This is a genomic window from Cedecea colo, from assembly GCF_011808225.1.
Lineage (GTDB): Bacteria > Pseudomonadota > Gammaproteobacteria > Enterobacterales > Enterobacteriaceae > Dryocola > Dryocola colo.
Window position 1 is genome coordinate 50293 of record NZ_SOYS01000006.1, and the last position, 23956, is coordinate 74248.

A 23956-nucleotide genomic window follows, 5' to 3' on the forward strand; every position below is an offset into this window, starting at 1 on the left:
CGGAGGTTGTATGGCACAGCAAAAACCGCTAGAAGGCGCCCAGCTGGTCATCATGACCATCGCTTTGTCGATGGCGACCTTTATGCAGGTGCTGGACTCCACCATCGCCAACGTGGCGATCCCAACGATTGCCGGTAACCTTGGCTCATCCATGAGCCAGGGGACATGGGTTATTACCTCGTTTGGCGTGGCCAACGCTATCTCGATTCCTCTGACCGGCTGGCTTGCCAAACGCATCGGCGAAGTCAAACTGTTCATGTGGTCGACGATACTGTTTGTTATCGCTTCCTGGGCGTGCGGCGTTTCCAACAGCCTGGAAATGCTGATCTTCTTCCGCGTGATTCAGGGGGTGGTCGCCGGGCCGCTAATCCCGCTGTCGCAGAGTTTGCTGCTCAATAACTATCCGCCAGCAAAGCGAAGCATCGCGCTGGCGTTATGGTCGATGACGGTGATCGTTGCGCCTATCTGCGGGCCCATTCTCGGCGGTTATATCAGCGATAATTACCACTGGGGCTGGATCTTCTTTATCAACGTGCCGATTGGTGCTGCGGTAGTACTGATGACCCTGCAAACGCTGCGTGGCCGCGAAACCAGGACGGAACAACGCCGCATTGACGCCATCGGCCTTGCGCTGCTGGTGGTCGGTATCGGTAGCCTGCAGATCATGCTCGACCGGGGCAAAGAGCTGGACTGGTTTAACTCGACGGAAATCGTGGTGCTGACCGTGGTCGCCGTGGTGACGATAAGTTTCCTGATAGTCTGGGAGCTGACCGACGATAACCCGATAGTCGATCTGTCGCTGTTTAAGTCGCGAAACTTTACCATCGGCTGTCTGTGTATCAGCCTTGCCTACATGCTCTACTTCGGCGCGATTGTTCTGCTGCCGCAGCTGTTGCAGGAGGTATACGGCTACACGGCGACCTGGGCGGGTCTGGCGTCGGCGCCGGTTGGGCTGATTCCCGTACTGCTGTCACCGATAATTGGCCGCTTTGCACATAAGCTCGATATGCGACGGCTGGTAACGTTCAGCTTTATTATGTACGCGGTCTGTTTCTACTGGCGTGCCTGGACCTTCGAACCGGGAATGGATTTTGGCGCGTCGGCCTGGCCGCAGTTTATTCAGGGCTTCGCCGTGGCATGCTTCTTTATGCCGCTGACGACCATTACCCTTTCCGGCCTGCCTCCGGAACGTATGGCCGCAGCCTCGAGCCTGTCGAACTTTACCCGTACGCTTGCCGGCTCGATAGGTACATCAATTACGACAACGCTCTGGACTAACCGTGAGGCGCTGCACCATGCGCAACTCACGGAGTCGGTCACGCCGTTTAATCCGAATGCGGTGGAAACCTATAATCAATTGCAGGGCTTAGGGATGACGCAGCAGCAGGCTTCCGGCTATATCGCGCAGCAGATAACCAACCAGGGACTGATTATCTCGGCTAACGAGATATTCTGGTTCTCCGCCGGCATCTTCATTCTGCTGTTAAGCCTGATATGGTTTGCTAAACCTCCGTTTGGCGCGGGCGGTGGCGGCAGCGGCGCGCACTAGTTCGGCAATCCGAAGGTATCACCCGGCTCCTTCTGCTTAAGGATGACCGCCCGAAAAGCGTGGCTTTCGGGCGGTTGAGGCAAAACAGAAGATATAATCCTTTGATTTTAAACATACCGGCAAAGTAACTTTCAATATCTGAGGGCTTTGTCAGCAGTCGCAAGGGGCCAGACGGCCCCTTTTTGTTGCCTGCCGCCTGGCGGTTTCGCAGCACAGGTTGTCAGTTTTGCGCCAGTAATCTGTGCCCCGGCTTGTCAGGATAAAGGCTGACCGAGACCAGGGAGAAATATCATGCTGCAAGACCCGTCACAAAAATACCTTCCGTATCAGCCCATCCATTTGCCCGACCGTCAGTGGCCGGACAAACAACTGACCCATGCGCCACGCTGGCTTTCTACCGATCTGCGCGACGGCAATCAGGCGCTGGCCGAACCGATGGACAGCGCACGCAAGCTGCGTTTCTGGGAGCAACTTCTTAAATGCGGCTTTAAAGAGATCGAAGTCGCTTTCCCGTCCGCCTCGGAGACAGATTTTCAGTTTGTTCGCCAGCTAATTGAAGAACAGCGCATACCGGAGGACGTCAATATTCAGGTGCTGACCCAGGCGCGCAGCGATCTTATTGAGCGCACCTTTGCGGCGCTTGCTGGAGCAAACCGCGCCACGGTGCATCTTTATAACGCCACGGCGCCGCTCTTCCGTCGCCTGGTATTCCGCCAGAGCAAAGAAGAAATTATCCAGCTGGCGACCAGCGCTACGCGTCAGATCCGGGCGCTGTGTGAAGCAAACCCGCAGACAAAGTGGAGCTATGAATACTCCCCGGAAACGTTTTGCTTTACCGAGCCTGATTTCGCCCTGCAAATCTGCGAGGCGGTGGCCGATGTCTGGGAGCCTTGCGCGCAAAGGCCAATGATCGTCAACCTGCCCGCGACCGTGGAGGTGAATACGCCGAACGTTTACGCCGATCGGATTGAGTATTTCTGCCGTCACTTCTCACGACGCAGCGCGGTGTGTATCAGTATTCATCCTCATAATGACCGCGGGAGCGGTGTCGCGAGCGCCGAACTGGCATTGTTGGCGGGCGCTGACCGGGTGGAGGGCTGCCTTTTCGGTAACGGCGAACGTACCGGAAATGTCTGCCTCGTTACCCTGGCGATGAATCTCTACAGCCAGGGTGTTTCTCCGCAGCTGGATTTCAGCGATATGAAGCAGCTCGTGGAACTGGTGGAACAGTGCAATCAGCTACCGGTACACCCTCGTCATCCTTACGCCGGAAAGCTCGCCTTTACCGCCTTTTCTGGCTCGCATCAGGATGCCATCAAAAAGGGCTTTACGGCTCGCCAGCAGTCCCCTTCCCCGCTCTGGGAGATGCCTTATCTGCCTGTAGATCCCCAGGATATCGGCTGTAGCTACGAAGCGGTGATTCGGATAAACAGTCAGTCAGGGAAAAGCGGTGCCGCGTGGATGCTGGAGCAAAACCACGGTCTGGTATTACCGCGCAGCCTGCAACAGGATTTTAGCCGCCACGTGCAGCTACAAACTGACCGTGACGGCAATGAGATGACGCTGAGCGCGCTCTGGCAGTTGTTCCGTGAGCTGTATGGCCCGCATCAGCTCGCCGGACGGCAGCTTCTGGATTACCGCAGCGAAAGTCAGGCAGACGGTGCCCTGTCGCTACGAGCGCATATTCAGACCGAAAAAGGCGTTCTGAGCTTACAGGGAAAAGGCAACGGGCTGCTTTCTGCCGCTGCCGATGCGTTGAAAAGGCAGTTTAATACCGCTTTTGCTATTGAAGATTATCATGAGCATACGCTTGGCAGACACAGCGAGAGCCGCTCGGCGGCCTATATTCGCCTTACGTTTGCTAAAGGCGAAAGCCGCTGGGGCGTGGGCATCGACAATGATATCTCGCGCGCCTCCCTGCAAGCGTTGCTTAACGCTCTACCGCTAGAAAGTTAGTCGCAGAAATAGTCGCTCGGCGAAACACCGAGAATACGGCGAAACATCGCGCTAAATGCGCTGTGGCTTTCATACCCCAGATCCAGCGCCACACGCAGTACCGATTGCCCCTGAGCAAGGCGGCTTAAGGCGTCCATCAGCCTTGCCCGTCGTACCCATTCGCCATACGCCAGGCCGGTTTGCTGGCGGAAATGGCGCAGCAGGGTTCGCTGGCTAACGTTAAGCTGCCTTGCCGCCAGCTCCGTCGACCATGCCTTACCCGGATCGGCCTGGATCTGACGGCATAACGCCTGCAACGTTGCGGTTTCAGGTTCCGGCAGATTAAACGGCAGCACCGTCATGACGCGGATCTCATCGAGGATTAGCTCATAGATTCGCTCTTCTCTGCTCCCGGCAGGATACGTTTCAGGCAGCGTGAGCGAGGTAACGATCAGCTCCCGCAGAAGAGCGGAGACCTGCACAACCTGGCACACTGACGGTAAATCCGCTCTTGCGAAGGGATCGATAAACAATGTTCTGGCGGCGACGTTTCCCGTCACCTGAAGACGATGCCGCGTTCCCGCAGGAAGCCAGACGCCGCGACCAGGAGGTACGACCCAATAGCCCTGCTCCGTTTCAACTCGCGCCACACCGCTTAACGTATGCAGCAACTGTGCGCAGTCATGGCTGTGCCAGGGCTCCATCGCTCCATGAGAATAGTCATGGGCGAAAGGCACCAGCGGGCGTGTGGCAAAGCTGAACTGCAGCGAGGTCGACATAGTTTTATTTTGGAAGAAAAAGAAGAAGATAGCATATGTCAGATGTAAAAAAGGAGCCATCCGGCTCCTTTTTGTAACGCAAAGAACTAGATGTGCAGCTCTTTGAGCGTCTCTTTCGGCAATGCCAGTTCTTCATTGCTATTGACGGTTACGCCGTGCTCAATGATATGGCGCGCGATATCCTGCGCTTCCTGCAAAGAGTGCATATGGTAAGTCCCACATTGATACACGTTCAGCTCAGGAATTTGGTTTTGCTCTTTAACCTTCAGCACATCTTCCATTGCCGCTTTCCAGGCGTCGGCAACGCGGGTCTCGTCTGGTACTCCGATCAGGCTCATATAAAAGCCGGTACGGCAGCCCATTGGCGAAATATCAATGATCTCGACACCGTTACCGTTGAGATGGTCACGCATAAAGCCTGCGAATAAATGTTCCAGCGTGTGGATCCCTTTTTCCGGCATCACTTCCTTGTTGGGAACACAAAAGCGCAGGTCAAACACGGTGATGGTATCGCCATGCGGCGTGTGCATCGTCTTGGCTACACGCACTGCTGGCGCACCCATGCGAGTATGGTCGACTGTGAAGCTATCCAACAACGGCATCTGGTCACCTCCGATAAGTGATTTTTTTAAAATAAAATGAACCATTCTGTTTAATGTGCGTCTGAGTATATGAAAGACGCGCATTTGTTATCATCATCCCTGTCTTCAGAGATGAATATTTTGGCCACATTGACTGTGGCCTTTTTCTTTGGTGCTAAGCCTGCTTCGCAAGCCATGTATCAAATGGCTCGGTATCACTGGCCTCTCTTTCACGCTGACGCTGCCAGGAAGCGTCGTGCTCCTGCTGCAGGGCGTCCGGCGTCAAAATCTCCAGCTGTTCCTGAATTAATATCTGACGATACTGCTCCGCCAGGGCAAGCCCCGTACCGCCAATACCATTATCAATCATAGATCGCAGAATGCGTGCTGAATACGTCAGTTCAGGATCGTCGAAACAGACGACGAGTTGATCGCATACGCGCTGGTATTCATTATTCCCGGCAATGCCATCGAGCGTTTCGGCGACGCGACGTAAATCTGCAAATAAATCCTTGCCCACTTTAGACAGCAAATGCTGTGCGGTTTCGCAACCGATGCCAAGCGTCAGGCCAGGCTTACGGCCCTCAAGGATCACCCGGTTCCAGTTGGTCCGCGTACACAGCAGTTCATCGCTGCTCATTTCCGGGGCATCAGCCAGCACGCACCAGATCATAAACAGATCGAGGAAGCGAATCTGCTGCTCGTCCATGCCGATTGGGGAAAACGGATTGATATCCAGCGAGCGAACTTCAATGTACTCGATGCCGCCGCGCAGCAGCGCATCTGATGGCGACTCGTCTTTCCCGGTCACGCGCTTCGGGCGAATCGGCGCATAGAGCTCATTTTCGATTTGCAGCACGTTGGCGTTGATTTGCAGACGCTTGCCGTCCTTCTCCAGGCCAATCATCGCAAACTCTTCCGAAGGCGTTTTGATCGCTTTTTTCAGCCCTGCAACGTATGTCGCCAGATCGTTAAAAGTAATGCCAAGATTGCTCTGCGCTTTACTGGTATAGCCCAGATCGCTCAGGCGCAGGGAGGTTGCATAGGGTAAATAATTCATGCCGCATTCCGTCTTCTCAAACGGCAGCGAACTTTCTTTGCCCTGTAAGAACGACGAGCAAATCGCAGGCGATGCGCCGAACAGGTACGGGATTATCCAGCCAAAACGGTAATAGTTTCGAATCAGGCGGAAATAGCCGGCTGAGATCTCTTCTTTACCGCTCTGCGCATCTTTTACACCAAGGCGGGCCTGCCAGAACTCCAGCGGCAGCGAGAAGTTGTAATGCACGCCAGAAATCGTCTGCATCAGCGCACCGTAACGGTTCTTCAAACCTTCACGGTACAGGGTTTTCATCCGCCCCGTGTTAGACGAGCCGTACTGCGCCAGTTCAATATTCTGACCGTCGTCGATATAGCACGGCATACTCAGCGGCCACATGCGCTCTTCACCCAACTCGCGGGCTACATGGCGATGGATATCGCGCATAAAAGTCAGCATATGGTCGATATCACCATCCACCGGGGTAATAAATTCCAGCAGGGCTTCGGCGAAGTCTGTTGTGATCCAATTATGTGTCAGCGCTGAGCCGAGGCTTTCCGGGTGCCCTGTCGTTGCCAGTTCGCCCGTTGGCGTAACCCGCAATGTTTCGCGTTCAAGTCCGCGACGAATGCCTTTGACTACCTGAGGATGCTTTTCCAGCCAGGCCAGCGCCTGTGATACGTCCGGGATCAAATTGACCTCCCGCCTGTCGAATTCATTTTTATTAAGCATAATTGTAAAAGCGGACGATGAATGCGCCCGCCCTCAATTATTGCCACCACGCCATGCCTTGTACCGTTGCAGCCGCAACAACGATGTAGCGAATCGCTTTGCCAAGACATACAAAAAAAATTACTGGCCCCCACGCCAGACGTAACCATCCGGCAAGCAGGCACAAAAGATCGCCAATCAACGGCAACCAACTCAGTAATAAAGTCGCCGGGCCAAATCGAGTCAGCCAGGCGATGGCTTTCCCCTGCCAACGAGAATGTTTACGCTGTGGGAAAAAACGCCCCAGAATAACGTTAGTTAACCCGCCCAGGCTATTACCCATTGTTGCTATTAAAATAAGTAGCCAGGCTGGACCAACGCCTGCCACCAGTAAAGCGACCAGAACAGCTTCTGAGCTGCCGGGAAGCAAGGTGGCACTGAGAAAACTACTGGTGAACAAAGAAGCCAGTGACAGTATGGCACTCACAGCAAGCGAACATCCACACCATACATGCCTGCCACGCGAGCCGCTTCCAGCCCAAAATCAGCGTCTTCAAATACTACGCACTTCTCAGGCGCAACGCCCATCAATTTGGCGCACAGCAGGAAAGTGTCGGGAAAGGGTTTGTGATTTTTGACATGATCGGCGGCAACAACCGCCGTAAAGTAGTGACGCAGGCCGAGATGGTTTAGCAGCGCTTCAGCGATATCGCTCTCGCTGCCCGTGCCGACGGCCATCGGACGGCGGCCATGCCAGGACTTAACCACGTCAATCAACGGCAATGGACGTACCGTATCAAGAAGCATAGCCCTGACCGCCTGCGTTTTTTCCTGGGCCAGTTGATGCGGATCGAGACTGGCCTGATGAGATTCGATAATAGCCTGCGCAATACGCCAGGTCGGGGAACCGTTCAACGCTATGATAGCCTGTTCATCAAACTGCATGCCGTAACGAGACAATGTCTCATGCCACGCCTTGCGATGCGTTGGTTCGGTATCGAGGATGGTTCCGTCCATATCGAAAATCAGCCCGTCGTAACGTTCGTACATCTCATCCCTCACCTCGCCAAATGTCGAGGCGTTACTTTAGCGTAAACAGGTAAAGTTGTCGCTTATTGTGACGGAGTTAGTGCAGGAGGTGATTATTTTATATGCCGGTAAATTTTAAGAGTAGTAACGCAAGGAGGTAAAAATAGCATGTTTTAAAGGGGAAAAGATGGTGTATCCAGGAGGGTGACTCGCCGATGCTCGCCCTGTGGGCCGTTACGTGAGCAACGTTATCTCCCCTCGTGCTGGCTGAGAAATTACCTTTCTCTGCAACACTATCATCGCTGATAGCCAGGGGAAGATGGTGCATCCGGGAGGATTCGAACCTCCGACCGCTCGGTTCGTAGCCGAGTACTCTATCCAGCTGAGCTACGGATGCATCTGGGGGTACTGCTTTCACTTCTGCATCAATGCCGCTTAACCTGCCGCAACATCGAAGAAGAATGGCGCATGCGGGAGATGACTCGCCGATGCTTGCCCTGCGGGCCGTTGCGTGAGCAACCTTATCTTCCCTCGTGCTGGCTGAGAAATTACCTTTCTCTGCAACACCATCATCGCTGATAGCCAGGGGAAGATGGTGCATCCGGGAGGATTCGAACCTCCGACCGCTCGGTTCGTAGCCGAGTACTCTATCCAGCTGAGCTACGGATGCATCTGGGGGTACTGCTTTCACTTCTGAATCAATGCTGCTTAACCTGCCGCAACATCGAAGAAGAATGGTGCATGCGGGAGATGACTCGCCGATGCTTGCCCTGCGGAACGTTGCGTGAGCAATGTTACCTTCCCTCGTGCTGGCTGAGAAATTACTTTCTCTGCAACGCTATCATCGCTGATAGCCAGGGGAAGATGGTGCATCCGGGAGGATTCGAACCTCCGACCGCTCGGTTCGTAGCCGAGTACTCTATCCAGCTGAGCTACGGATGCATCAGGGGGTACTGCTTTGACTTCTGAATCAATGCCGCTCAACCTGCCGCAACATCGAAGAAGATGGCGCATTCGGGAGGATGACTCGCCGATGCTCGCCCTACGGGCCGTTGCGTGAGCAACGTTATCCTCCCTGGCGTTCGCTGAAAACTTAACGTTTTCCGGAACGCTACCATTGCTGATGGTAGGGGGAAGATGGTGCATCCGGGAGGATTCGAACCTCCGACCGCTCGGTTCGTAGCCGAGTACTCTATCCAGCTGAGCTACGGATGCAAAATGGCGGTGAGGCGGGGATTCGAACCCCGGATGCAGCTTTTGACCGCATACTCCCTTAGCAGGGGAGCGCCTTCAGCCTCTCGGCCACCTCACCACACGCCTCTTTCGAGTCGCACCGCTGAACTTGTTTCTGCTCATCGGCACTGCGTGGCGCACATATTACTTTCCCGCACTTATAAGTCAAACAATTTTTCCCGACCCGGTATCAATTGCACAAATCACATGCAATTCGCGTAATTTGGAAACAAAAAGAGTGTTTTATCAACAGGCCGGATCGTGATTCCAGAAAAAAAGCGGGCAAGGTTTTTCGAAGTTAATTGAGCGTTGAGGATGATGCAGGAAAGATAACAGAGGCAAAACTGAAAAAAGCGGGCAATGAAAGGAGCGTCTCGCCAGTAACTGGCGAGACGCAGTAACTTTAGTAACTCGTTTGTTGCGATTTTTCAGCCTGGATACGTTGGTAGATCTCTTCACGGTGCACAGAGACTTCTTTCGGGGCGTTCACACCAATACGAACCTGGTTACCTTTCACCCCAAGCACTGTCACGGTCACCTCATCCCCAATCATGAGGGTCTCACCAACTCGACGAGTCAGAATAAGCATTCTTTGCTCCTTGAAAGATTAAAAGAGTCGGGTCTCTGGTGTATCCCGGCATTATCCATCATATAACGCCAAAAAGTAAGCGATGACAAACACATAAAGTGTAAGCAGTCACGGCATTACATTCTGTTATGAGTAAGTTTAGCCGATATACTCAACTTCAACCTGACTTTATCATTATCGATAGTATGCAAATGTTCGGGTGCCGTTTCACAAAATGATACCGGCACCCGCTTGCACTTTATTTTTACTTAGAGTTTAGTCGCGACCCATGCTTCCACGCCGGACAGCGCGCCAGGCAACGCAGCCGCATCTGTGCCTCCCGCCTGAGCCATGTCCGGACGACCGCCACCCTTGCCTCCAACCTGCTGTGCAACCATCCCCACCAGTTCCCCCGCCTTAACGCGGTCAGTTACATCTTTGGAGACGCCAGCAATCAGAGAAACCTTACCTTCCGACACGGTGGCCAGAACTATTACCGCTGAGCCAAGCTGGTTTTTCAGATCGTCAACCATAGTGCGCAACATCTTCGGTTCAACGTTGCCCAGCTCGCTTACCAACAGTTTTACGCCTTTTACTTCTACTGCCCTGCTGGAAAGGTTTGCGCTCTCCTGCGAAGCTTGTTGCTCTTTTAACTGCTGCAGCTCTTTCTCCAGCTGACGGGTACGCTCCAGTACGGAACGCACTTTATCGTTGAGGTTCTGGCTGTCGCCTTTGAGCAGTTGAGCAATATCATGCAGCTGGTCGCTTTGCGTATGCAGATTAGCCAGAGCGCCTTCGCCCGTAACCGCCTCAATACGACGAACGCCAGCAGCAGTTCCTGATTCCGCTACGATGCGGAACAGGCCGATATCACCGGTACGGCTGGCGTGAGTACCGCCACACAGCTCGGTTGAGAAATCGCCCATGCTTAATACACGCACATGGTCATCATATTTCTCGCCAAACAGCGCCATGGCCCCCTTCGCTTTCGCCGCTTCGAGATCCATGACGTTGGTTTCGATTGGCAGATTACGACGAATTTGGGCGTTAACGATATCCTCAACCGCGCGAACGTCACCCGGCTTCATCGCTTCGAAATGGGAGAAGTCGAAGCGCAGACCTTTATCGTTAACCAGAGAGCCTTTCTGAGCCACATGCGTGCCCAGAACCTGACGCAGCGCTGCATGCAGCAGGTGCGTTGCGGAGTGGTTCAGGCGAATGCGCGCGCGGCGCCCTTCATCCACTTCAGCCTTCACGTTATCGCCAACTTTCAGCACGCCGCAGGCGAGCTTGCCCAGATGACCAATTGCCTGACCGTATTTTTGCGTATCGCTGACGGCGAAGTCGATACCGTTACCTTTAATTGCGCCTTTATCGCCAACCTGGCCACCGGATTCGCCGTAGAACGGCGTCTCGTTCAGCACCACTACCGCTTCCTGACCGGCCGCTACCTGCTCAACGGCTTTGCCGTCAACGAACAGCGCGGTCACTTTTGCGTTCAGATCGAGGTGGTCATAGCCTTTAAAAGCTGAAGCAGAATCCACGCGGATCATGCTGTTGTAGTCGGCGCCGAAACCGCTGGACTCGCGTGCACGACGGCGTTGCTCTTCCATTGCAGCTTCAAAACCGGCTTCGTCTACCTTCAGGTTTCGCTCGCGGCAAACGTCAGCCGTCAGGTCAACCGGGAAACCGTAAGTGTCATACAGGCGGAAAGCGGTTTCGCCATCCAGCGTATCACCTTTCAGATTTGCTAACTCTTCATCCAGCAACGCCAGGCCGCGTTCCAGGGTACGGGCAAACTGCTCTTCTTCCGTTTTCAGCACCTGCTCAACAAGCGCCTGCTGGCTTTTCAGTTCATCACCGGCAGAACCCATCACATCAACCAGCGGGCCAACCAGCTTATAGAAGAATGTCTCTTTCGCGCCCAGCATGTTGCCGTGGCGGACTGCACGACGAATGATACGACGCAGAACGTAACCGCGGCCTTCGTTAGACGGCGTAACGCCATCCGCAACGAGGAAGGCGCAAGAGCGAATATGATCGGCAATAACGCGCAGGGACTTGCTGGTCAAATCCGTAGCGCCGGTCACGCTGGCAACGGACTGGATCAGCTTGCTGAACAGATCGATTTCATAGTTGGAATTAACGTGCTGCAGAACGGCAGCAATACGCTCCAGACCCATACCGGTATCAACCGACGGTTTCGGCAGCGGCAGCATGGTGCCATCCTGCTGACGGTTGAACTGCATGAAGACGATATTCCAGATTTCGATATAACGGTCGCCATCTTCTTCGGCGCTGCCCGGAGGGCCGCCCCAGATGTGATCGCCATGATCGAAGAAAATCTCGGTGCACGGACCGCAAGGACCGGTATCGCCCATCTGCCAGAAGTTATCAGACGCGTAGGCCGCACCTTTGTTGTCGCCGATGCGAATAATGCGCTCACGCGGAACGCCAACTTCTTTTTCCCAGATTTCAAAGGCTTCGTCGTCGGTTTCGTATACGGTCACCCACAAACGATCTTTTGGCAGATTGAACCATTGTTCGCCGGTCAGTAACTCCCAGGCGAAGTTGATAGCGTCGTGTTTGAAGTAGTCACCGAAGCTGAAGTTACCCAGCATTTCGAAGAACGTATGATGACGTGCGGTGTAACCGACATTTTCCAGATCGTTGTGTTTACCACCCGCACGCACGCAACGTTGCGACGTTGTGGCACGGGAGTAATTACGCTTATCGAGGCCCAGGAAAACATCCTTGAACTGGTTCATCCCGGCGTTGGTAAACAGCAAAGTCGGATCGTTATTCGGAACCAGGGAACTGCTCGCTACAACCTGGTGACCTTTACTATGGAAAAAATCGAGAAACGCCTGACGGATCTCAGCGGTGCTCTTGCTCATAATTATCCTGAAATCAAGCTAACGAGGAGTTGTAAACCAGACATCCCTCGCAGCGATGCTGAAGAGATGACCAGTTTACCTGGAAAAAAGTGGGAATAAGATAAGTTTTCTTACCGGGGAAGTAAAATCCCGTATGGGCCTAATCGGCAAAATTCCGATAGATGCCCTGGATATCTTCCATAAAGAAGCCACGATACAGAAGAAAACGCTGCACCTTAGCACGCTCTTTCCACTCCGTTGGCAGCGGCTCGCCGAACTTTCTTTCCGCGATTTCCCGTGCTATTGCCTGCCACTCTATTTCGCAATCCATCATGGCCGCTTCACCCGTGGCCCGGTCGATGCCTTTTTGCTGTAGCTCCTGGCGAATACGCTGCGGTCCGTAACCTTTACGGCTGCGGCTGGCGATGAAACGTGCGGCAAACTGGGCGTCATCCAGCCAGCGATGCTCATAGCACCAGGCAATTACCTTTTCGATATCTTCCGGGGTAAAGCCAGGCTGGTCGTTATTGTTGCTGCCAGGAAAAGTGGGTGCTGCGGTAAGCTTGCGACGGAGCTCATGTTCGCTGTGATCGCGCATAGCGAGGATACGGGTGGCTTTATCCAGTAAACGGGCATAGGCGCTTCGGCGGGGATTTGGGTTTGATTCGGACATAACAGATGACCTGTTAAGAAGGCTGAGATAAATACGTTAAAACAGAAATAAACAGGGGCTGCCGTGGCAACCCCTGTTGAAAATCAGAACTCTTCGTTGGTTTCAGCGGTGTCTTTGTCGTGATCGTCAACGGTGAAGTCTGGTGTAGCGTCCTGGTTATTGAGCAGCATTTCGCGTAGTTTCTTCTCGATTTCTACGGACATTGGCTTGTTCTCTTTCAGGAAGTTACTGGCGTTGGCTTTGCCCTGGCCAATTTTCTCACCGTTATAGCTGTACCATGCACCTGCTTTTTCAATCAGCTTGTGCTTCACGCCCAGGTCAACCAGCTCACCGTAGAAGTTGATACCTTCACCGTACATGATCTGGAACTCAGCCTGTTTGAATGGCGCAGCAATTTTGTTTTTGACCACTTTGACGCGAGTTTCGCTACCTACAACGTTATCGCCATCTTTCACCGCACCGATACGACGAATATCAAGACGTACAGACGCGTAGAACTTCAGCGCGTTACCACCGGTGGTGGTTTCCGGGTTACCGAACATCACCCCGATCTTCATTCGGATCTGGTTGATGAAGATAAGCAGCGTGTTGGACTGCTTCAGGTTACCGGCCAGCTTACGCATCGCCTGGCTCATCATACGTGCCGCAAGGCCCATGTGAGAGTCACCGATTTCGCCTTCGATTTCCGCTTTCGGCGTCAGTGCCGCAACGGAGTCAACGATAATAACGTCTACTGCGCCAGAGCGCGCCAGCGCGTCACAGATTTCCAGGGCCTGTTCGCCGGTATCTGGCTGGGAACACAGCAGGTTGTCGATATCAACGCCAAGTTTCTTGGCATAGACCGGGTCCAGCGCGTGCTCAGCATCGATAAACGCACAGGTTTTACCTTCACGTTGTGCAGCACCGATAACCTGCAGAGTTAAGGTCGTTTTACCTGATGATTCTGGTCCATAGATTTCAACGATACGGCCCATTGGCAGGCCACCGGCCCCCAGAGCGATATCCAGCGACAGTGAACCGGTGGAGATCGTTTCGACATCCATGGTACGGTCTTCACCCAGGCGCATGATGGAGCCTTTGCCGAATTGTTTTTCAATCTGGCCCAGTGCTGCCGCTAACGCCTTCTGTTTGTTTTCGTCGATAGCCATTTTTACTCCTGTCATGCAGGTGAATCACGAATGCGTCACGCTGCGTTCTTAATACGATTTGTTGAGCCAATTATACTGTATAGTCATACAGTATCAAGCTTATTTTTTAGAAATTCTTCCCACAGGGTTTGCAGCGCATATTCAGTGGATTTGCGCCTGATTGCCTCGCGGTCGCCTTCGAAATACTGATGATGCGCAACGGTGCCATCCTGCTTTGAAGCAAAGCCGAACCACACGGTGCCGACGGGTTTTTCTTCGCTGCCGCCGTTCGGCCCGGCTATGCCGCTAACTGAAATAGCATAGTCGGCACCCGCCGCGTAGAGCGCGCCTTGCGCCATTTCCCGCACCACCGCTTCGCTCACCGCGCCATGCGTTTCCAGCGTGTCGCTTCCGACGCCGATCATTTGATGTTTAGCATCATTACTGTAGGTAACAAAGCCGCGTTCAAACCAGGCGGAACTGCCCGAAACATCGGTAATAACTTTGGCTATCCACCCGCCCGTACAGGATTCTGCCGTGGTGACAGTAGCTCCCAGAAGTCCAAGCGCTTCACCCACCTGATGACTTAATTGACGCAAAGTGTTGTCTGCCATGGCTTGCTCCGATTGTAGACGCATCACAAAACATTACGATAGCACTTTACCGCGCTTTCAGGGGCTTACATCGCGAACCTCGAGGTGGATTCCAGGAATGAAAAAGGCCAGCTAATGCTGGCCGAAGGGATTACTTCATGCTGTTGGCGATCGTTTCCACGTTATGCTTAAACGCCATTTCATAGGTGCTGGCCGGGCCGCCAGCAGGTGACAAGGCTTCAGGATAAAGCTCCCCTCCGGGCTGTGCGCCGCTGGCTTTAGCAATCTGCTGCACGAGGCGCGGATCGGTCTGGTTCTCAATAAAATAGGTTTTAATGTGCTGCACCTTAAGCTGCTTAATTAAAGCCGCGACATCAGCGGCGCTGGCTTCTGCTTCAGTAGAAAACCCCACAGGCGCAAGGAAGGTTACGCCATAAGCCTTACCAAAGTATCCGAAGGCATCGTGGCTGGTCAGCACGTGGCGGCGAGCTTTGGGAACAGCTGCAAAACGGGTTTTAGCCCAGCTATCGAGCAGCTTTAAGCGCGTAACGTACTCATTCCCTGCCTCACGAATCGCCGGCGCGTCTTCCGGGTCGACGGCCATTAGCGCCTGCATAATATTGCCGGCATAGATTGCCCCATTTTCAGCGCTGTTCCATGCGTGGGGATCGGTTATCGTTTTGCCATCTTCATTCATGCTGCGCGTATCAACGCCCTGCGAGGCCACAATCACTTTACCTTTGTAGCCAGAGGCACTCACCAGCCGGTCCATCCACCCTTCCATACCCAGCCCGCTGACTATCACCACATCGGCATGGCTCAGTGCCACGCTGTCCTTCGGCGAAGGCTCAAAGCTGTGCGGGTCGCCGTCCGGGCCGACCAGGCTTGTGACGGTAACATGCTCGCCACCCACCTGCTTTGCCATATCCGCCAGCACGGTAAAACTGGTTACTACATGCAAATTTTTCGCCAGTACCGCCTGGCTGAAAAGTACCAGCATCAAAGACAGCGTTATTGCAGAACGTTTCATTTAATCCCCCTATTGATTAATAACCTGGCCCGGTACAAATTCCGGGTTAATCCACTGCGTGGACCGAAAAGAATCGAGATAAAAAATGCCCCGCTGGCGGTCAGAACGATGGCCGGACCGGCAGGAAGCGTGGCGTAAAACGACCACGCCAGCCCGAGCCATGCGCAAAACAGGCCGCAAAGCACAGCAATGACCATCGTGCCCGGTAAGGTTTTTGCCCAGCAGCGGGCGGATACGGCAGGCAGTATCATTAAGCCTACGGACATCAACGTGCCGAGAATCTGAAAACCCGCCACCAGATTCAGCACCAGCAGCGCGAGGAAAATACCGTGCAGGAGATGAGGCGTCAGGCGGCTATTGACGCGCAGGTAAACGCGATCGAACGTTTCCATCACCAGGCCGCGATAAAACAAGGCAAGCAGAATCAACGTGGCGCTGGCAATAATGCCCACGAAAACCGTCGCCTGGCTGTCTATGGCGAGGATAGAACCAAAGAGCAAATGCAGCAGATCGACACTGGAGCCACGCAGTGAAATCAGCGTCACGCCCAGCGCCAGCGAGCCGAGATAGAACCCGGCAAAGCTCGCATCTTCTTTGAGGTTGGTGCGGGCGCTTACCAGGCCCGAAGCCAGCGCAACCACGGCTCCCGCCACAAATCCGCCGATCCCCATTGCCAGCAGCGACATTCCGGCCAGCAAATAGCCCACCGCTACGCCTGGCAAAATGGCGTGCGACAGCGCATCTCCAACCAGGCTCATGCGCCGCAGCAAAAGAAAAATACCCAACGGAGCGGTACTTAGCGACAGAGCCAGGCACGCCACCAGCGCACGGCGCATAAAGCCGTAATCGACAAAGGGTGCAATTAAGAAGTGATAAATCATGCGGATAACGCCAGATTCAGGCTTGTGGATGGATAATGAGGCAGGATCTCTGCGGCCCTTCCCCAGCGACAGGCTTCCGGGCTGAGCAGCAAAACCTGTGGGAAATGGCATTTCACTAACGCATTGTCATGCAGCACCGCGATAATCGTTCTCCCGGCATCATGCATCTGGCAGATCAGCTTCATCAGGAAACCGCTTGTTTGCGCATCAATACCGCTGAAGGGTTCATCCAGCAGAACCAGCGGCGCATTCTGCACCAGCAAGCGCGCAAAAAGCATGCGCTGAAACTGTCCGCCGGAAAGCGTTTCAATGGGTTGCCGATGTAGTTCACTCAGCCCGACACGCTCGAGGGCTTCATAAACATGCTGGCGATGCTGGCGATGAAACCCGGAAAACAGGCCGCGATCGGGCCAGTTTCCCATGCACGCCACATCATAAACCGTCGCAGGGAACTGGCGATCCATCTCGGCAAGCTGTGGCAGCCAGGCAGCGCGGGGCGCAGAACCACCCGCAAAAGAGATATGCCCGGATACCGGCGGTTGCAATCGCAGCAGCGTCTTAAGGAGCGTGGACTTTCCTGTACCATTTGCCCCAATAATCGCCGTCATGCTGCCCGCGGCAAACGTACCGTTCAGAGGCCGGGTTACCGCTTTGTCGTGGTAGCCTGCAACCAGGTGTTCAAGGGTAATCATGGCAGTGCTATCGCCCAGAGGATCGTTACCCACAGAAGCGATAACAGAAGCAGAACGACACCAAAACGCAGCGGGGCTGACGCGGTGAATAATGTGCGATCGGGAAAGTTTGGCATAGCAGGCGCTCAAATTGATTTGTTATAACATAACATAAATCACGTTGAGCGCATTGTAAATTGCTGATTTACACTTCGCCTGAAACGAAGCGTAGCGCACAAAAATAGCGGGCTGTTAACCCGCCGTTCTTTTACTGTACGCGGGCCAGCGCGACGGCCTGGCCCAACTGCCAGACCGCCATCGCATAATGGGTGCTGTGGTTATAGCGGGTAATGGCATAGAAGTTTGGCAAGCCGTACCAGTACTGATAGCGGTCGCCCATATCCAGACGCAGCAGGCTGGCCTCCTGATGATCACCCAGCGAGCCTTGCGGACTTAAGCCAGACTGTTGCAGCGCAGAGACGGAATATTTTGTATTGAAGCCGTTTGCCAGCCCCGGCACCTGGCCGGTTGCCGGTACCGCCACCAAATCCTCTTTCACCCAGCCATGTCCTTTAAAGTAATTCGCCACGCTGCCAATGGCGTCTTCCGGGTCCCATAGATTGACGTGGCCATCGCCGTTGAAATCAACCGCGTATTCCTTAAAGGAGGATGGCATAAACTGGCCGTAGCCCATCGCGCCTGCGAACGAGCCCTTCAGCGCCAGCGGGTCGTCGCCTTCGTTGCGCGCCATTAACAGGAAGGTTTCCAGCTCCCCGGAGAAATACTGGGCCCGGCGCGGATAAGCAAAGGAGAGCGTAGCCAGCGCATCAACAATCCTTGTTTTGCCCATTACGCGGCCCCAGCGGGTTTCTACGCCAATAATGCCTACGATAATTTCCGGCGGCACGCCGTAAACCTGGAAAGCACGCCTGAGCGCGTCGTCATATTGATTCCAGAACGCTACGCCGTTTTGCACGTTATCCGGCGTGATGAATTTACCGCGATAGCGTAACCATGCGCCGTTAGGCCCCGGTGGTGGAGCGGTGGTCGGCGCCTGCTGATCCATCAGTCGCAGCACGTAATTGAGTTTTTTAGCCTGCGACAGCACTTCATGCAGCTGCTGGCGGTCAAAGCCGTGCTCGCTCACCATCTTATCGATAAATTTTTCGGCCTCCGGGTTATAGGCAAAATCACCCGTCTGCATAAACACATTATGCTGCGGCTGGAGCAGGAAGCCGCCGGACTTTTGCTGAGTCTGCGGCTCGGTTTTCGGCTTACTGCTACAGGCGGATAACAAAACAAGCAGGGGAAGTAAGGCGGCTGAATAACGCATGTGCTGGGATATCCGTGTGTCTGGCTGAAAGAGTATTACTTATGGTAAATCAAAACCGCAGCGCGGAGTATGGATCTGGCGATTTATAACGCCCAGGGCGCGCCCAGGACTCTTATCAAAAATACACCAGCTACCTGCCAAACGACGTCAGCACCCGTTCGGTAAGCGCGCTGGCCGAAGCCGCCGCTCTGTCTGCGGTGTCCGACCTGCATAAAGCTGCGGGCGACACAGGCGTTGTAACGGCAAATAATCCTTAATAGCAGGAACAGGTATGAACAATGTGAACAAAGGCTGGCGCAACGCTTGCGTGCTGACGGCGCTACCGGGAGTGACGCTGAGCACGCGCATCTTTGCCGCTGTCCCTGCGCCAGACGCAGCGGTGTCAGCTGTCACGGCGGCCCCGGAAGTAGCCGCTGCGCCTGAGGCTACTGCCGAAAGCGCTGCCGCACCGGTGCGTTTTCTGGTGATGGCGAACCAGGAAAGCCCGCTTTCCAGCGTGGTAGCTGGCCGCGTGGCACGCATTTATGTTAAGGAAGGTCAGGGGATCGGCGCTGGCGCTCAGGTTATCGATCTGGTGAGCAACGGCACCCGTAAGGCGCGCTTGAACTCCCATGACATCAATACCAGTGATTCCAGCGCCCCAGAGACTACGATTAACATAATTTCATCATTCTGACAGCCTGGGAGAAAGCTCTCTCAGGCCATACCGTTCGTTAAAACGTCCGACAATGTGAATGGTGTCGATCAGCGTATCCCCATCTTCACAGATGGGGATCTTTCCCAAGGAACTCAACGAATACGCGTAATCGGGATTATCCCAGGGTTTGAGTTCACTCGTCTCATAATCCGCCCCCATCGCTGTGAGAGCCGCCGCCAGGATCCTCACGTATGGGCTACCCCGCGCGCCAAACAGCGTGTTTATGCCACCCCCATTGACGATTCGTCGATCGCCTGCGAGCAACTCCGAGCGCACTTCGCCGCCTGGGTGCAAATAATGTCCATCGCGCTGGTGAAGAGATTGACGCCGCAGGTGACTTCTCCCGTGGCAAACAAGCGAGAAGACGCTCTTCCCCGGTCGTCGAGAACCCTGTTATCGTGCGTGACGTTGATTCCCCCATACTTATGCTGCTCGACGATCCCTTTGGAAAGGAGGTTCTTGAATAGAGCGGAATCTGTTTGTGCCAAACGTCGCGGGCTTCCCATAGCCTTCACAATATAATCCACATCAAAGGTCTCACCCGCGCACTCGATGAAATGTCTTCCATCACGTGCCGTCATCACCGCATCGCCGACGATGAATGCAACCTTGCCGCTGTTGACCAGCTCCAGGATTTTCACCGCGTTCTCCCGGGGGATTGAAACCCTCATAGAGATCGCCGGAGATAAATATTCATTGAAGAACATATCCTTTTCACTTTCATCAAGGGAGTTCCAGATGAGACTCAGCATCGAGTTGGTATTGTAAATGATCGCCTGCCACCCTCTCGGCCCCAACGACAAGGACAACTCGTTTGACAAATGCTCAGCCAGACAAGTGATAGGCGGAGGAGGAAACGACAGGGGCTCAAGCTGATCTTCGTTATTTCCACGGTAATACTCAAGTTCTCGGACGAAGAGGTGGCCAATATCTGACAAGCGGAGGGGACGATCCAACCCGTCGATAAGCTCCTGTATTATGGCAGGATTGAGGTACCGACACTCATACCGCCCTTGCGTGCCACGCACCCACGGAAAGTAGCCACTCCTCGAGAAAATGGATATTTTCCCTTGATGCCCCGCCTCGGCCAAGCCGATCACGGTGTCAATAGCCCCCAGCCTCGATCCGATGATTCCCACGCTCGCCTCTCTCTGGATGGCGTTCACCACTTTCTTCACGGGATAGGGGTCATTGAATATAGTGTCATCAGCTACCTGATCCTTGTCTGCTTTCAGCGTCCCACACGCGAGGACCACGCAGTCCACAGCGTAACTCCCGCCACAGCGCGTCTTGACCTGGAACACATCGCCGTCAGGCTCCAGATCAACGACCTCCGCGTGTATGTTAACGACCTGAATGCCATTCAACAGCGCGTACTTGCTTCTGTCTCTGAAGCTGTATTTCATGTATTTACCAAACAGTGCACGGGGTACGTAATCGTCCGGGCCGTACAGCCGGGGGAACTCAACGAGCAGATCGCCTTGATTATCGAGGTACCACGCGTAAAAATCCCCCGGCTTACCGTTTATTGCAGTAATATATCCGGCTTTGGTATTCAGGATATTTGACTCAACATCTCTCGGGCCATAAGCATTTCCTGGACCAAGGTAATCACTTTTATCGAATACATAAATGACGATCTGCTTCCCCGGTGCTTTTTCCATTTTAGTGAACTCGTTAATAAACGAAATAGCAGAAGCGCCACCGCCAACAAGTCCAATATATTTCCTTTCCTGCATCTGATGATATCCCTTTCAATTGTCATCCAAATATATTTTGTAAATCGCCCATGGTGCATCCAGGATATATTTCCCTGACGATGATACGTCCATCTTTTACCAGTTCGAAAACTGCGCGCTCAGTAATAATCAGCACCTCCTGAACGTTGGAGGCCTCTGTGCGCTTTCGGTCATAAGTTACTTGCCTCACTTCATCGACAAACTTCCTTATTCTTCCCTCTTCAAGGATTCTGATCTCTTCACCGTCTTTCTCGACCCGCAGCCCTCCCGTACTGGAAGTACCGCAGAAGACAATCTTCCTGGCCGTCTGGGTTATATTGATGAATCCCCCAGCCCCGGTGAGTCGGGAACCAAACCGACTGGCGTTGACGCAGCCAGATCGGTCTATTTCTGCGAAACCGAGGAACGCGGTATCGATACCCCCGCCATCATAGAAAGTGAATAATGCAGACTGTTCCATGATTGCCGTCGGTGAGTCGGCATACCCGAATGACTGCCCGTGCCATGGAGTCCCGCCAATAGCCCCAGATTCAATAGTCGTACTCATCGCCCCTGGGTCATTGATGAATCGACTGATGAGCGCCGGGATTCCAATCCCGAAGTTGACGACCCCATGAACCGGAACCTCCCTACTGGCGCGTTCTGCGATTATCAGGTCATGCAACTCAGGCTCGGGCATAAGTTCCTGCATGCCCAGGTGTCCATACGATGGATAGTGGCGTCCCTCACCTTCGACGACGATATAATCGACAAGGAAACCAGGGATCCTTACGTCACGGGGGAGTATGCCCTGCGCCGCGATACTCTCTACCTGGACGATCACCTTTCCGCCACATTTTCTCACTGCCATGGCCTGGGCACAGGCGTCGTGGAATGCGGCTTCACCGCCCATGTCGATATTACCCATACGATCGGCTCTGGTCCCGCGCAGCAGGGCAAAATCCACCGACAGAGACGGATACATCAGATACTCCTTACCATCCAGTTCCCTGAGGGAAACAAGGCTCTCTCCCTCGTATATGACGCCACCCTCCAGACGGGGATCCACGAAGGTTCCCAGTCCGATTCTGGTCAGCACACCAGGGCTTCCGGATGCTATTTCCGTAAAAAGTTTGCTGACCACCCCTTGCGGCCAGTTATGCCCCTCGATTTTACCCTCCAGCACTTTTCCGGTGAGTTTCGGACAAAGCCCCCAGTATCCCCCGACTGCGAAACTTACCATACCGTCGTGAGAAAACCGATTTAGCCCCTCGCTACACGACTCTCCGGCCCCTGACGCGAACAGCAGACCAAGGTCGCGTGGGTGGCCGGTTTCGAGGAATCTTTTCTCAATAGCCTGCGTCAGCTCATCCGGGTGACCACAACTTCCGAATCCCCCAGGGATTATGGTCGCTCCACTACGAATTAGCGCCGCCGCCCGCTCCCTGCTTACGATCTCCATTTCGCATCACTCTTTAAGCTGTTTCACAGGGACATAACGGGAAGCAAGGATCACACATCCCCCCATGGAGGCCATGCTGTGGCAGGTTCCCGGGGCACGGACAATCAGAGAGCCGGGCAGGAACGTCTGCCCGTTCTCGATATAGTCCCCTTGGATCACCAAAACGGATTCGAACCCCATGTGTACATGCCCTGGCACATAGGCTCCGGCCTGGTACCGCAAGAACGCCATATCGGCCCCCTTCGGGTCCTCTTTCGTATTATCAAAGATGACGGCAATATCCACCCCCTCTCTCAACCCCACCTGATAAGGCTCAAATATAAGTCCTTCAGGTAAGGGGATATCTCCACCAAAGTCGAACTTGGTGATAAAATCTCTGGTTTCCGGGGGAGTTTTAAATTCCATTTTATATTCTTCCTATTTCTGGTTAGCGAGAGTCCTGTTGTATTGCGTGATACCGTTGAACCCCCAATTATTTCCTTCAACTTCGATTATCGAGATATAACAGGGGAAGCTATCTCCGGTCTTAAAATAGTTGTTCATGACTTTCCATGTACTTTCTATCCATTCAACTTTCTCGCTCTCGTTATTGGTACCGGTGGTGATTTTTATTTCAACATCGAAAGGGAATGTTCCCTTCGGCCGTTTTCCCAGATTAAAAAAGTCAGCATGGCCAGCCACGAATTTGACGACGGTGACTTGTTCCCTTTTATTCAGTAACCTGGATGTTAAGTTGACAATCTCTTCTGAGATACTCGCCTTCGCGCTATCGGAAATCTGCTCCGGCAAGGTGACAGTGACTATTGGCACTTAGCCTCCCCGTGCTTTCTGCTGTTCAATTGCCACAGGCTTTGTCGGACATGAACCAACCCAGTACGAAGGGTACCTGTCACCACTTCGGAGGTTATTCAAAATAAGGGCCACGGCAACCAAGGTCACGGCGCCAATCAGCACCGGCGCAATCAAGAAATCCCAGTTGTAGATCCCAGACATGAATATTACCAAGGGGTTAGCACCGGCCGGTGCATGCGTGACCCTCAGGACCTGCATCGCGGCAATGGCGCAACCAACAGACAGCGCCATTACCATGGTTGAGTCACCAAACAGGTTGATGAAAACCAGCCCCGATAACGCCGAAACGAGGTGACCTAACACGACACTCCTTGGCTGGGCCAACGGGGAGCCAGGCAGGGCAAAAAGCAGAACACAGGTCGCACCGAAAGGCGCGATTATCCATGGGGTGCCGCTCCATATTCCCAGCGACGCGACTGCGAATATACCCAAAGTACCACCGATAAATCCCCTAACCACTTCGTATATCCCCGCGGGGGGAGTCAGTTTGCCGCCCCCTGATAACTTTCCCATATCAACATCCTTGGTTAAAAAATATTTACCAAAGCAGTATTTAAACTGCCATCGATTCGGTTTACATTATATGTCTAGGTTTACAGATCTGTAAACCCACGTAAAG

General features: G+C 53.8%; 23 protein-coding genes and 5 tRNA genes. 3 read left to right on the top strand and 25 right to left on the bottom strand.

Annotation, left to right across the window (positions count from 1 at the left end; genetic code table 11):
• Positions 1–10: 10 nt before the first annotated feature.
• Together emrB and leuA are read left to right on the top strand one after the other, a co-directional pair.
• Complete coding sequence (emrB, locus tag E2L00_RS13595; protein WP_167612508.1) at positions 11–1549, top strand: multidrug efflux MFS transporter permease subunit EmrB; 1539 nt, start codon at positions 11–13, stop codon at positions 1547–1549.
• 291 nt (positions 1550–1840) lie between these two features.
• Entirely contained in the window at positions 1841–3505 is a 1665-nt protein-coding gene (gene leuA, locus E2L00_RS13600) for a 2-isopropylmalate synthase (protein ID WP_167612510.1), read from the top strand.
• On the opposite strand, the gene E2L00_RS13605 is transcribed toward leuA, so the two are convergent.
• From E2L00_RS13605 to mltB, 19 genes are all read right to left on the bottom strand, one after another.
• Positions 3502–4263 (bottom strand): AraC family transcriptional regulator, encoded by a 762-nt coding sequence (locus tag E2L00_RS13605; protein WP_167612842.1) that lies wholly within the window; start codon positions 4261–4263, stop codon positions 3502–3504. The genes leuA and E2L00_RS13605 overlap by 4 nt on opposite strands.
• A gap of 86 nt (positions 4264–4349) precedes the next feature.
• Positions 4350–4865 carry an S-ribosylhomocysteine lyase gene (luxS, locus tag E2L00_RS13610; RefSeq protein ID WP_167612512.1) on the bottom strand — a complete coding sequence of 172 codons (516 nt, stop codon included), beginning with the start codon at positions 4863–4865 and terminating at the stop codon, positions 4350–4352.
• Positions 4866–5019: 154 nt separating this feature from the next.
• On the bottom strand, positions 5020–6576 hold the full coding sequence (gshA, locus tag E2L00_RS13615; protein ID WP_167612514.1) for a glutamate--cysteine ligase: 1557 nt from the start codon (positions 6574–6576) through the stop codon (positions 5020–5022).
• Between the two features lie 76 nt (positions 6577–6652).
• Positions 6653–7081 (bottom strand): YqaA family protein, encoded by a 429-nt coding sequence (locus tag E2L00_RS13620; protein WP_167612516.1) that lies wholly within the window; start codon positions 7079–7081, stop codon positions 6653–6655.
• Positions 7078–7644, bottom strand: coding sequence for a fructose-1-phosphate/6-phosphogluconate phosphatase (yqaB, locus tag E2L00_RS13625; RefSeq protein ID WP_167612518.1), 567 nt, complete (start codon positions 7642–7644; stop codon positions 7078–7080). The genes E2L00_RS13620 and yqaB overlap by 4 nt, the downstream gene beginning before the upstream one ends.
• A 299-nt stretch (positions 7645–7943) precedes the next feature.
• A tRNA-Arg gene (locus E2L00_RS13630) sits at positions 7944–8020 on the bottom strand.
• Between the two features lie 196 nt (positions 8021–8216).
• A tRNA-Arg gene (locus tag E2L00_RS13635) sits at positions 8217–8293 on the bottom strand.
• A gap of 195 nt (positions 8294–8488) precedes the next feature.
• Positions 8489–8565, bottom strand: a tRNA-Arg gene (locus E2L00_RS13640).
• A 196-nt stretch (positions 8566–8761) separates the two neighbouring features.
• Positions 8762–8838 (bottom strand) — tRNA-Arg (locus tag E2L00_RS13645).
• Positions 8839–8842: 4 nt separating this feature from the next.
• Positions 8843–8935: transfer RNA gene (locus E2L00_RS13650), tRNA-Ser, on the bottom strand.
• A 324-nt stretch (positions 8936–9259) separates the two neighbouring features.
• Positions 9260–9445, bottom strand: a complete 186-nt coding sequence (gene csrA / locus E2L00_RS13655; protein ID WP_013574027.1) for a carbon storage regulator CsrA — start codon at positions 9443–9445, stop codon at positions 9260–9262.
• Between the two features lie 248 nt (positions 9446–9693).
• Positions 9694–12321, bottom strand: coding sequence for an alanine--tRNA ligase (gene alaS / locus E2L00_RS13660; protein WP_167612520.1), 2628 nt, complete (start codon positions 12319–12321; stop codon positions 9694–9696).
• Positions 12322–12460: 139 nt separating this feature from the next.
• Positions 12461–12973 carry a recombination regulator RecX gene (recX, locus tag E2L00_RS13665; RefSeq protein WP_167612522.1) on the bottom strand — a complete coding sequence of 171 codons (513 nt, stop codon included), beginning with the start codon at positions 12971–12973 and terminating at the stop codon, positions 12461–12463.
• 83 nt (positions 12974–13056) lie between these two features.
• Positions 13057–14121 (bottom strand): recombinase RecA, encoded by a 1065-nt coding sequence (gene recA, locus E2L00_RS13670; protein ID WP_167612524.1) that lies wholly within the window; start codon positions 14119–14121, stop codon positions 13057–13059.
• Between the two features lie 83 nt (positions 14122–14204).
• On the bottom strand, positions 14205–14714 hold the full coding sequence (pncC, locus tag E2L00_RS13675; protein WP_167612526.1) for a nicotinamide-nucleotide amidase: 510 nt from the start codon (positions 14712–14714) through the stop codon (positions 14205–14207).
• Between the two features lie 130 nt (positions 14715–14844).
• On the bottom strand, positions 14845–15723 hold the full coding sequence (locus E2L00_RS13680) for a metal ABC transporter substrate-binding protein (RefSeq protein ID WP_167612528.1): 879 nt from the start codon (positions 15721–15723) through the stop codon (positions 14845–14847).
• Entirely contained in the window at positions 15720–16604 is an 885-nt protein-coding gene (locus tag E2L00_RS13685; protein ID WP_167612529.1) for a metal ABC transporter permease, read from the bottom strand. Before E2L00_RS13685 ends, E2L00_RS13680 begins: the two co-directional genes overlap by 4 nt.
• Positions 16601–17296, bottom strand: a complete 696-nt coding sequence (locus E2L00_RS13690) for a metal ABC transporter ATP-binding protein (RefSeq protein WP_167612530.1) — start codon at positions 17294–17296, stop codon at positions 16601–16603. Before E2L00_RS13690 ends, E2L00_RS13685 begins: the two co-directional genes overlap by 4 nt.
• A gap of 247 nt (positions 17297–17543) precedes the next feature.
• Positions 17544–18608 (bottom strand): lytic murein transglycosylase B, encoded by a 1065-nt coding sequence (mltB, locus tag E2L00_RS13695; protein ID WP_167612531.1) that lies wholly within the window; start codon positions 18606–18608, stop codon positions 17544–17546.
• Between the two features lie 271 nt (positions 18609–18879).
• On the opposite strand from mltB, the gene E2L00_RS13700 reads away from it, so the two are divergent.
• On the top strand, positions 18880–19284 hold the full coding sequence (locus E2L00_RS13700; RefSeq protein ID WP_236127748.1) for a hypothetical protein: 405 nt from the start codon (positions 18880–18882) through the stop codon (positions 19282–19284).
• Here the strand turns inward: E2L00_RS13700 and E2L00_RS21985 are convergent.
• From E2L00_RS21985 to E2L00_RS13730, 6 genes are read right to left on the bottom strand one after another with little or no spacing between them, the layout of a single operon-like run.
• On the bottom strand, positions 19276–19581 hold the full coding sequence (locus E2L00_RS21985) for a glutathione S-transferase N-terminal domain-containing protein (RefSeq protein ID WP_420808852.1): 306 nt from the start codon (positions 19579–19581) through the stop codon (positions 19276–19278). The genes E2L00_RS13700 and E2L00_RS21985 overlap by 9 nt on opposite strands.
• Positions 19527–21044 carry an FAD/NAD(P)-binding protein gene (locus tag E2L00_RS13710; protein ID WP_167612533.1) on the bottom strand — a complete coding sequence of 506 codons (1518 nt, stop codon included), beginning with the start codon at positions 21042–21044 and terminating at the stop codon, positions 19527–19529. Before E2L00_RS13710 ends, E2L00_RS21985 begins: the two co-directional genes overlap by 55 nt.
• Before the next feature lie 22 nt (positions 21045–21066).
• Positions 21067–22485: a CoA-transferase gene (locus tag E2L00_RS13715; RefSeq protein ID WP_167612534.1), complete on the bottom strand. Its 1419-nt coding sequence runs from the start codon at positions 22483–22485 to the stop codon at positions 21067–21069.
• A gap of 6 nt (positions 22486–22491) precedes the next feature.
• Positions 22492–22890, bottom strand: a complete 399-nt coding sequence (locus tag E2L00_RS13720; RefSeq protein ID WP_167612535.1) for a cupin domain-containing protein — start codon at positions 22888–22890, stop codon at positions 22492–22494.
• 12 nt (positions 22891–22902) lie between these two features.
• A complete protein-coding gene (locus E2L00_RS13725; protein ID WP_167612537.1) occupies positions 22903–23295 on the bottom strand; it encodes a hypothetical protein in 393 nt (130 codons plus the stop codon).
• On the bottom strand, positions 23296–23850 hold the full coding sequence (locus E2L00_RS13730) for an HPP family protein (RefSeq protein WP_167612539.1): 555 nt from the start codon (positions 23848–23850) through the stop codon (positions 23296–23298).
• Between the last annotated feature and the right edge of the window lie 106 nt (positions 23851–23956).

What these genes read in the sequence shown, in the direction of transcription:
- emrB (WP_167612508.1), top strand. Translation starts at nt 11, where the DNA reads ATGGCACAGCAAAAACCGCTAGAAGGCGCCCAGCTGGTCATCATGACC.
- leuA (WP_167612510.1), top strand. Translation starts at nt 1,841, where the DNA reads ATGCTGCAAGACCCGTCACAAAAATACCTTCCGTATCAGCCCATCCAT.
- E2L00_RS13605 (WP_167612842.1), bottom strand. Translation starts at nt 4,263, where the DNA reads ATGTCGACCTCGCTGCAGTTCAGCTTTGCCACACGCCCGCTGGTGCCT.
- luxS (WP_167612512.1), bottom strand. Translation starts at nt 4,865, where the DNA reads ATGCCGTTGTTGGATAGCTTCACAGTCGACCATACTCGCATGGGTGCG.
- yqaB (WP_167612518.1), bottom strand. Translation starts at nt 7,644, where the DNA reads ATGTACGAACGTTACGACGGGCTGATTTTCGATATGGACGGAACCATC.
- csrA (WP_013574027.1), bottom strand. Translation starts at nt 9,445, where the DNA reads ATGCTTATTCTGACTCGTCGAGTTGGTGAGACCCTCATGATTGGGGAT.
- alaS (WP_167612520.1), bottom strand. Translation starts at nt 12,321, where the DNA reads ATGAGCAAGAGCACCGCTGAGATCCGTCAGGCGTTTCTCGATTTTTTC.
- recX (WP_167612522.1), bottom strand. Translation starts at nt 12,973, where the DNA reads ATGTCCGAATCAAACCCAAATCCCCGCCGAAGCGCCTATGCCCGTTTA.
- recA (WP_167612524.1), bottom strand. Translation starts at nt 14,121, where the DNA reads ATGGCTATCGACGAAAACAAACAGAAGGCGTTAGCGGCAGCACTGGGC.
- pncC (WP_167612526.1), bottom strand. Translation starts at nt 14,714, where the DNA reads ATGGCAGACAACACTTTGCGTCAATTAAGTCATCAGGTGGGTGAAGCG.
- E2L00_RS13680 (WP_167612528.1), bottom strand. Translation starts at nt 15,723, where the DNA reads ATGAAACGTTCTGCAATAACGCTGTCTTTGATGCTGGTACTTTTCAGC.
- E2L00_RS13685 (WP_167612529.1), bottom strand. Translation starts at nt 16,604, where the DNA reads ATGATTTATCACTTCTTAATTGCACCCTTTGTCGATTACGGCTTTATG.
- E2L00_RS13690 (WP_167612530.1), bottom strand. Translation starts at nt 17,296, where the DNA reads ATGATTACCCTTGAACACCTGGTTGCAGGCTACCACGACAAAGCGGTA.
- mltB (WP_167612531.1), bottom strand. Translation starts at nt 18,608, where the DNA reads ATGCGTTATTCAGCCGCCTTACTTCCCCTGCTTGTTTTGTTATCCGCC.
- E2L00_RS13700 (WP_236127748.1), top strand. Translation starts at nt 18,880, where the DNA reads ATGAACAATGTGAACAAAGGCTGGCGCAACGCTTGCGTGCTGACGGCG.
- E2L00_RS13710 (WP_167612533.1), bottom strand. Translation starts at nt 21,044, where the DNA reads ATGCAGGAAAGGAAATATATTGGACTTGTTGGCGGTGGCGCTTCTGCT.
- E2L00_RS13715 (WP_167612534.1), bottom strand. Translation starts at nt 22,485, where the DNA reads ATGGAGATCGTAAGCAGGGAGCGGGCGGCGGCGCTAATTCGTAGTGGA.
- E2L00_RS13720 (WP_167612535.1), bottom strand. Translation starts at nt 22,890, where the DNA reads ATGGAATTTAAAACTCCCCCGGAAACCAGAGATTTTATCACCAAGTTC.
- E2L00_RS13730 (WP_167612539.1), bottom strand. Translation starts at nt 23,850, where the DNA reads ATGGGAAAGTTATCAGGGGGCGGCAAACTGACTCCCCCCGCGGGGATA.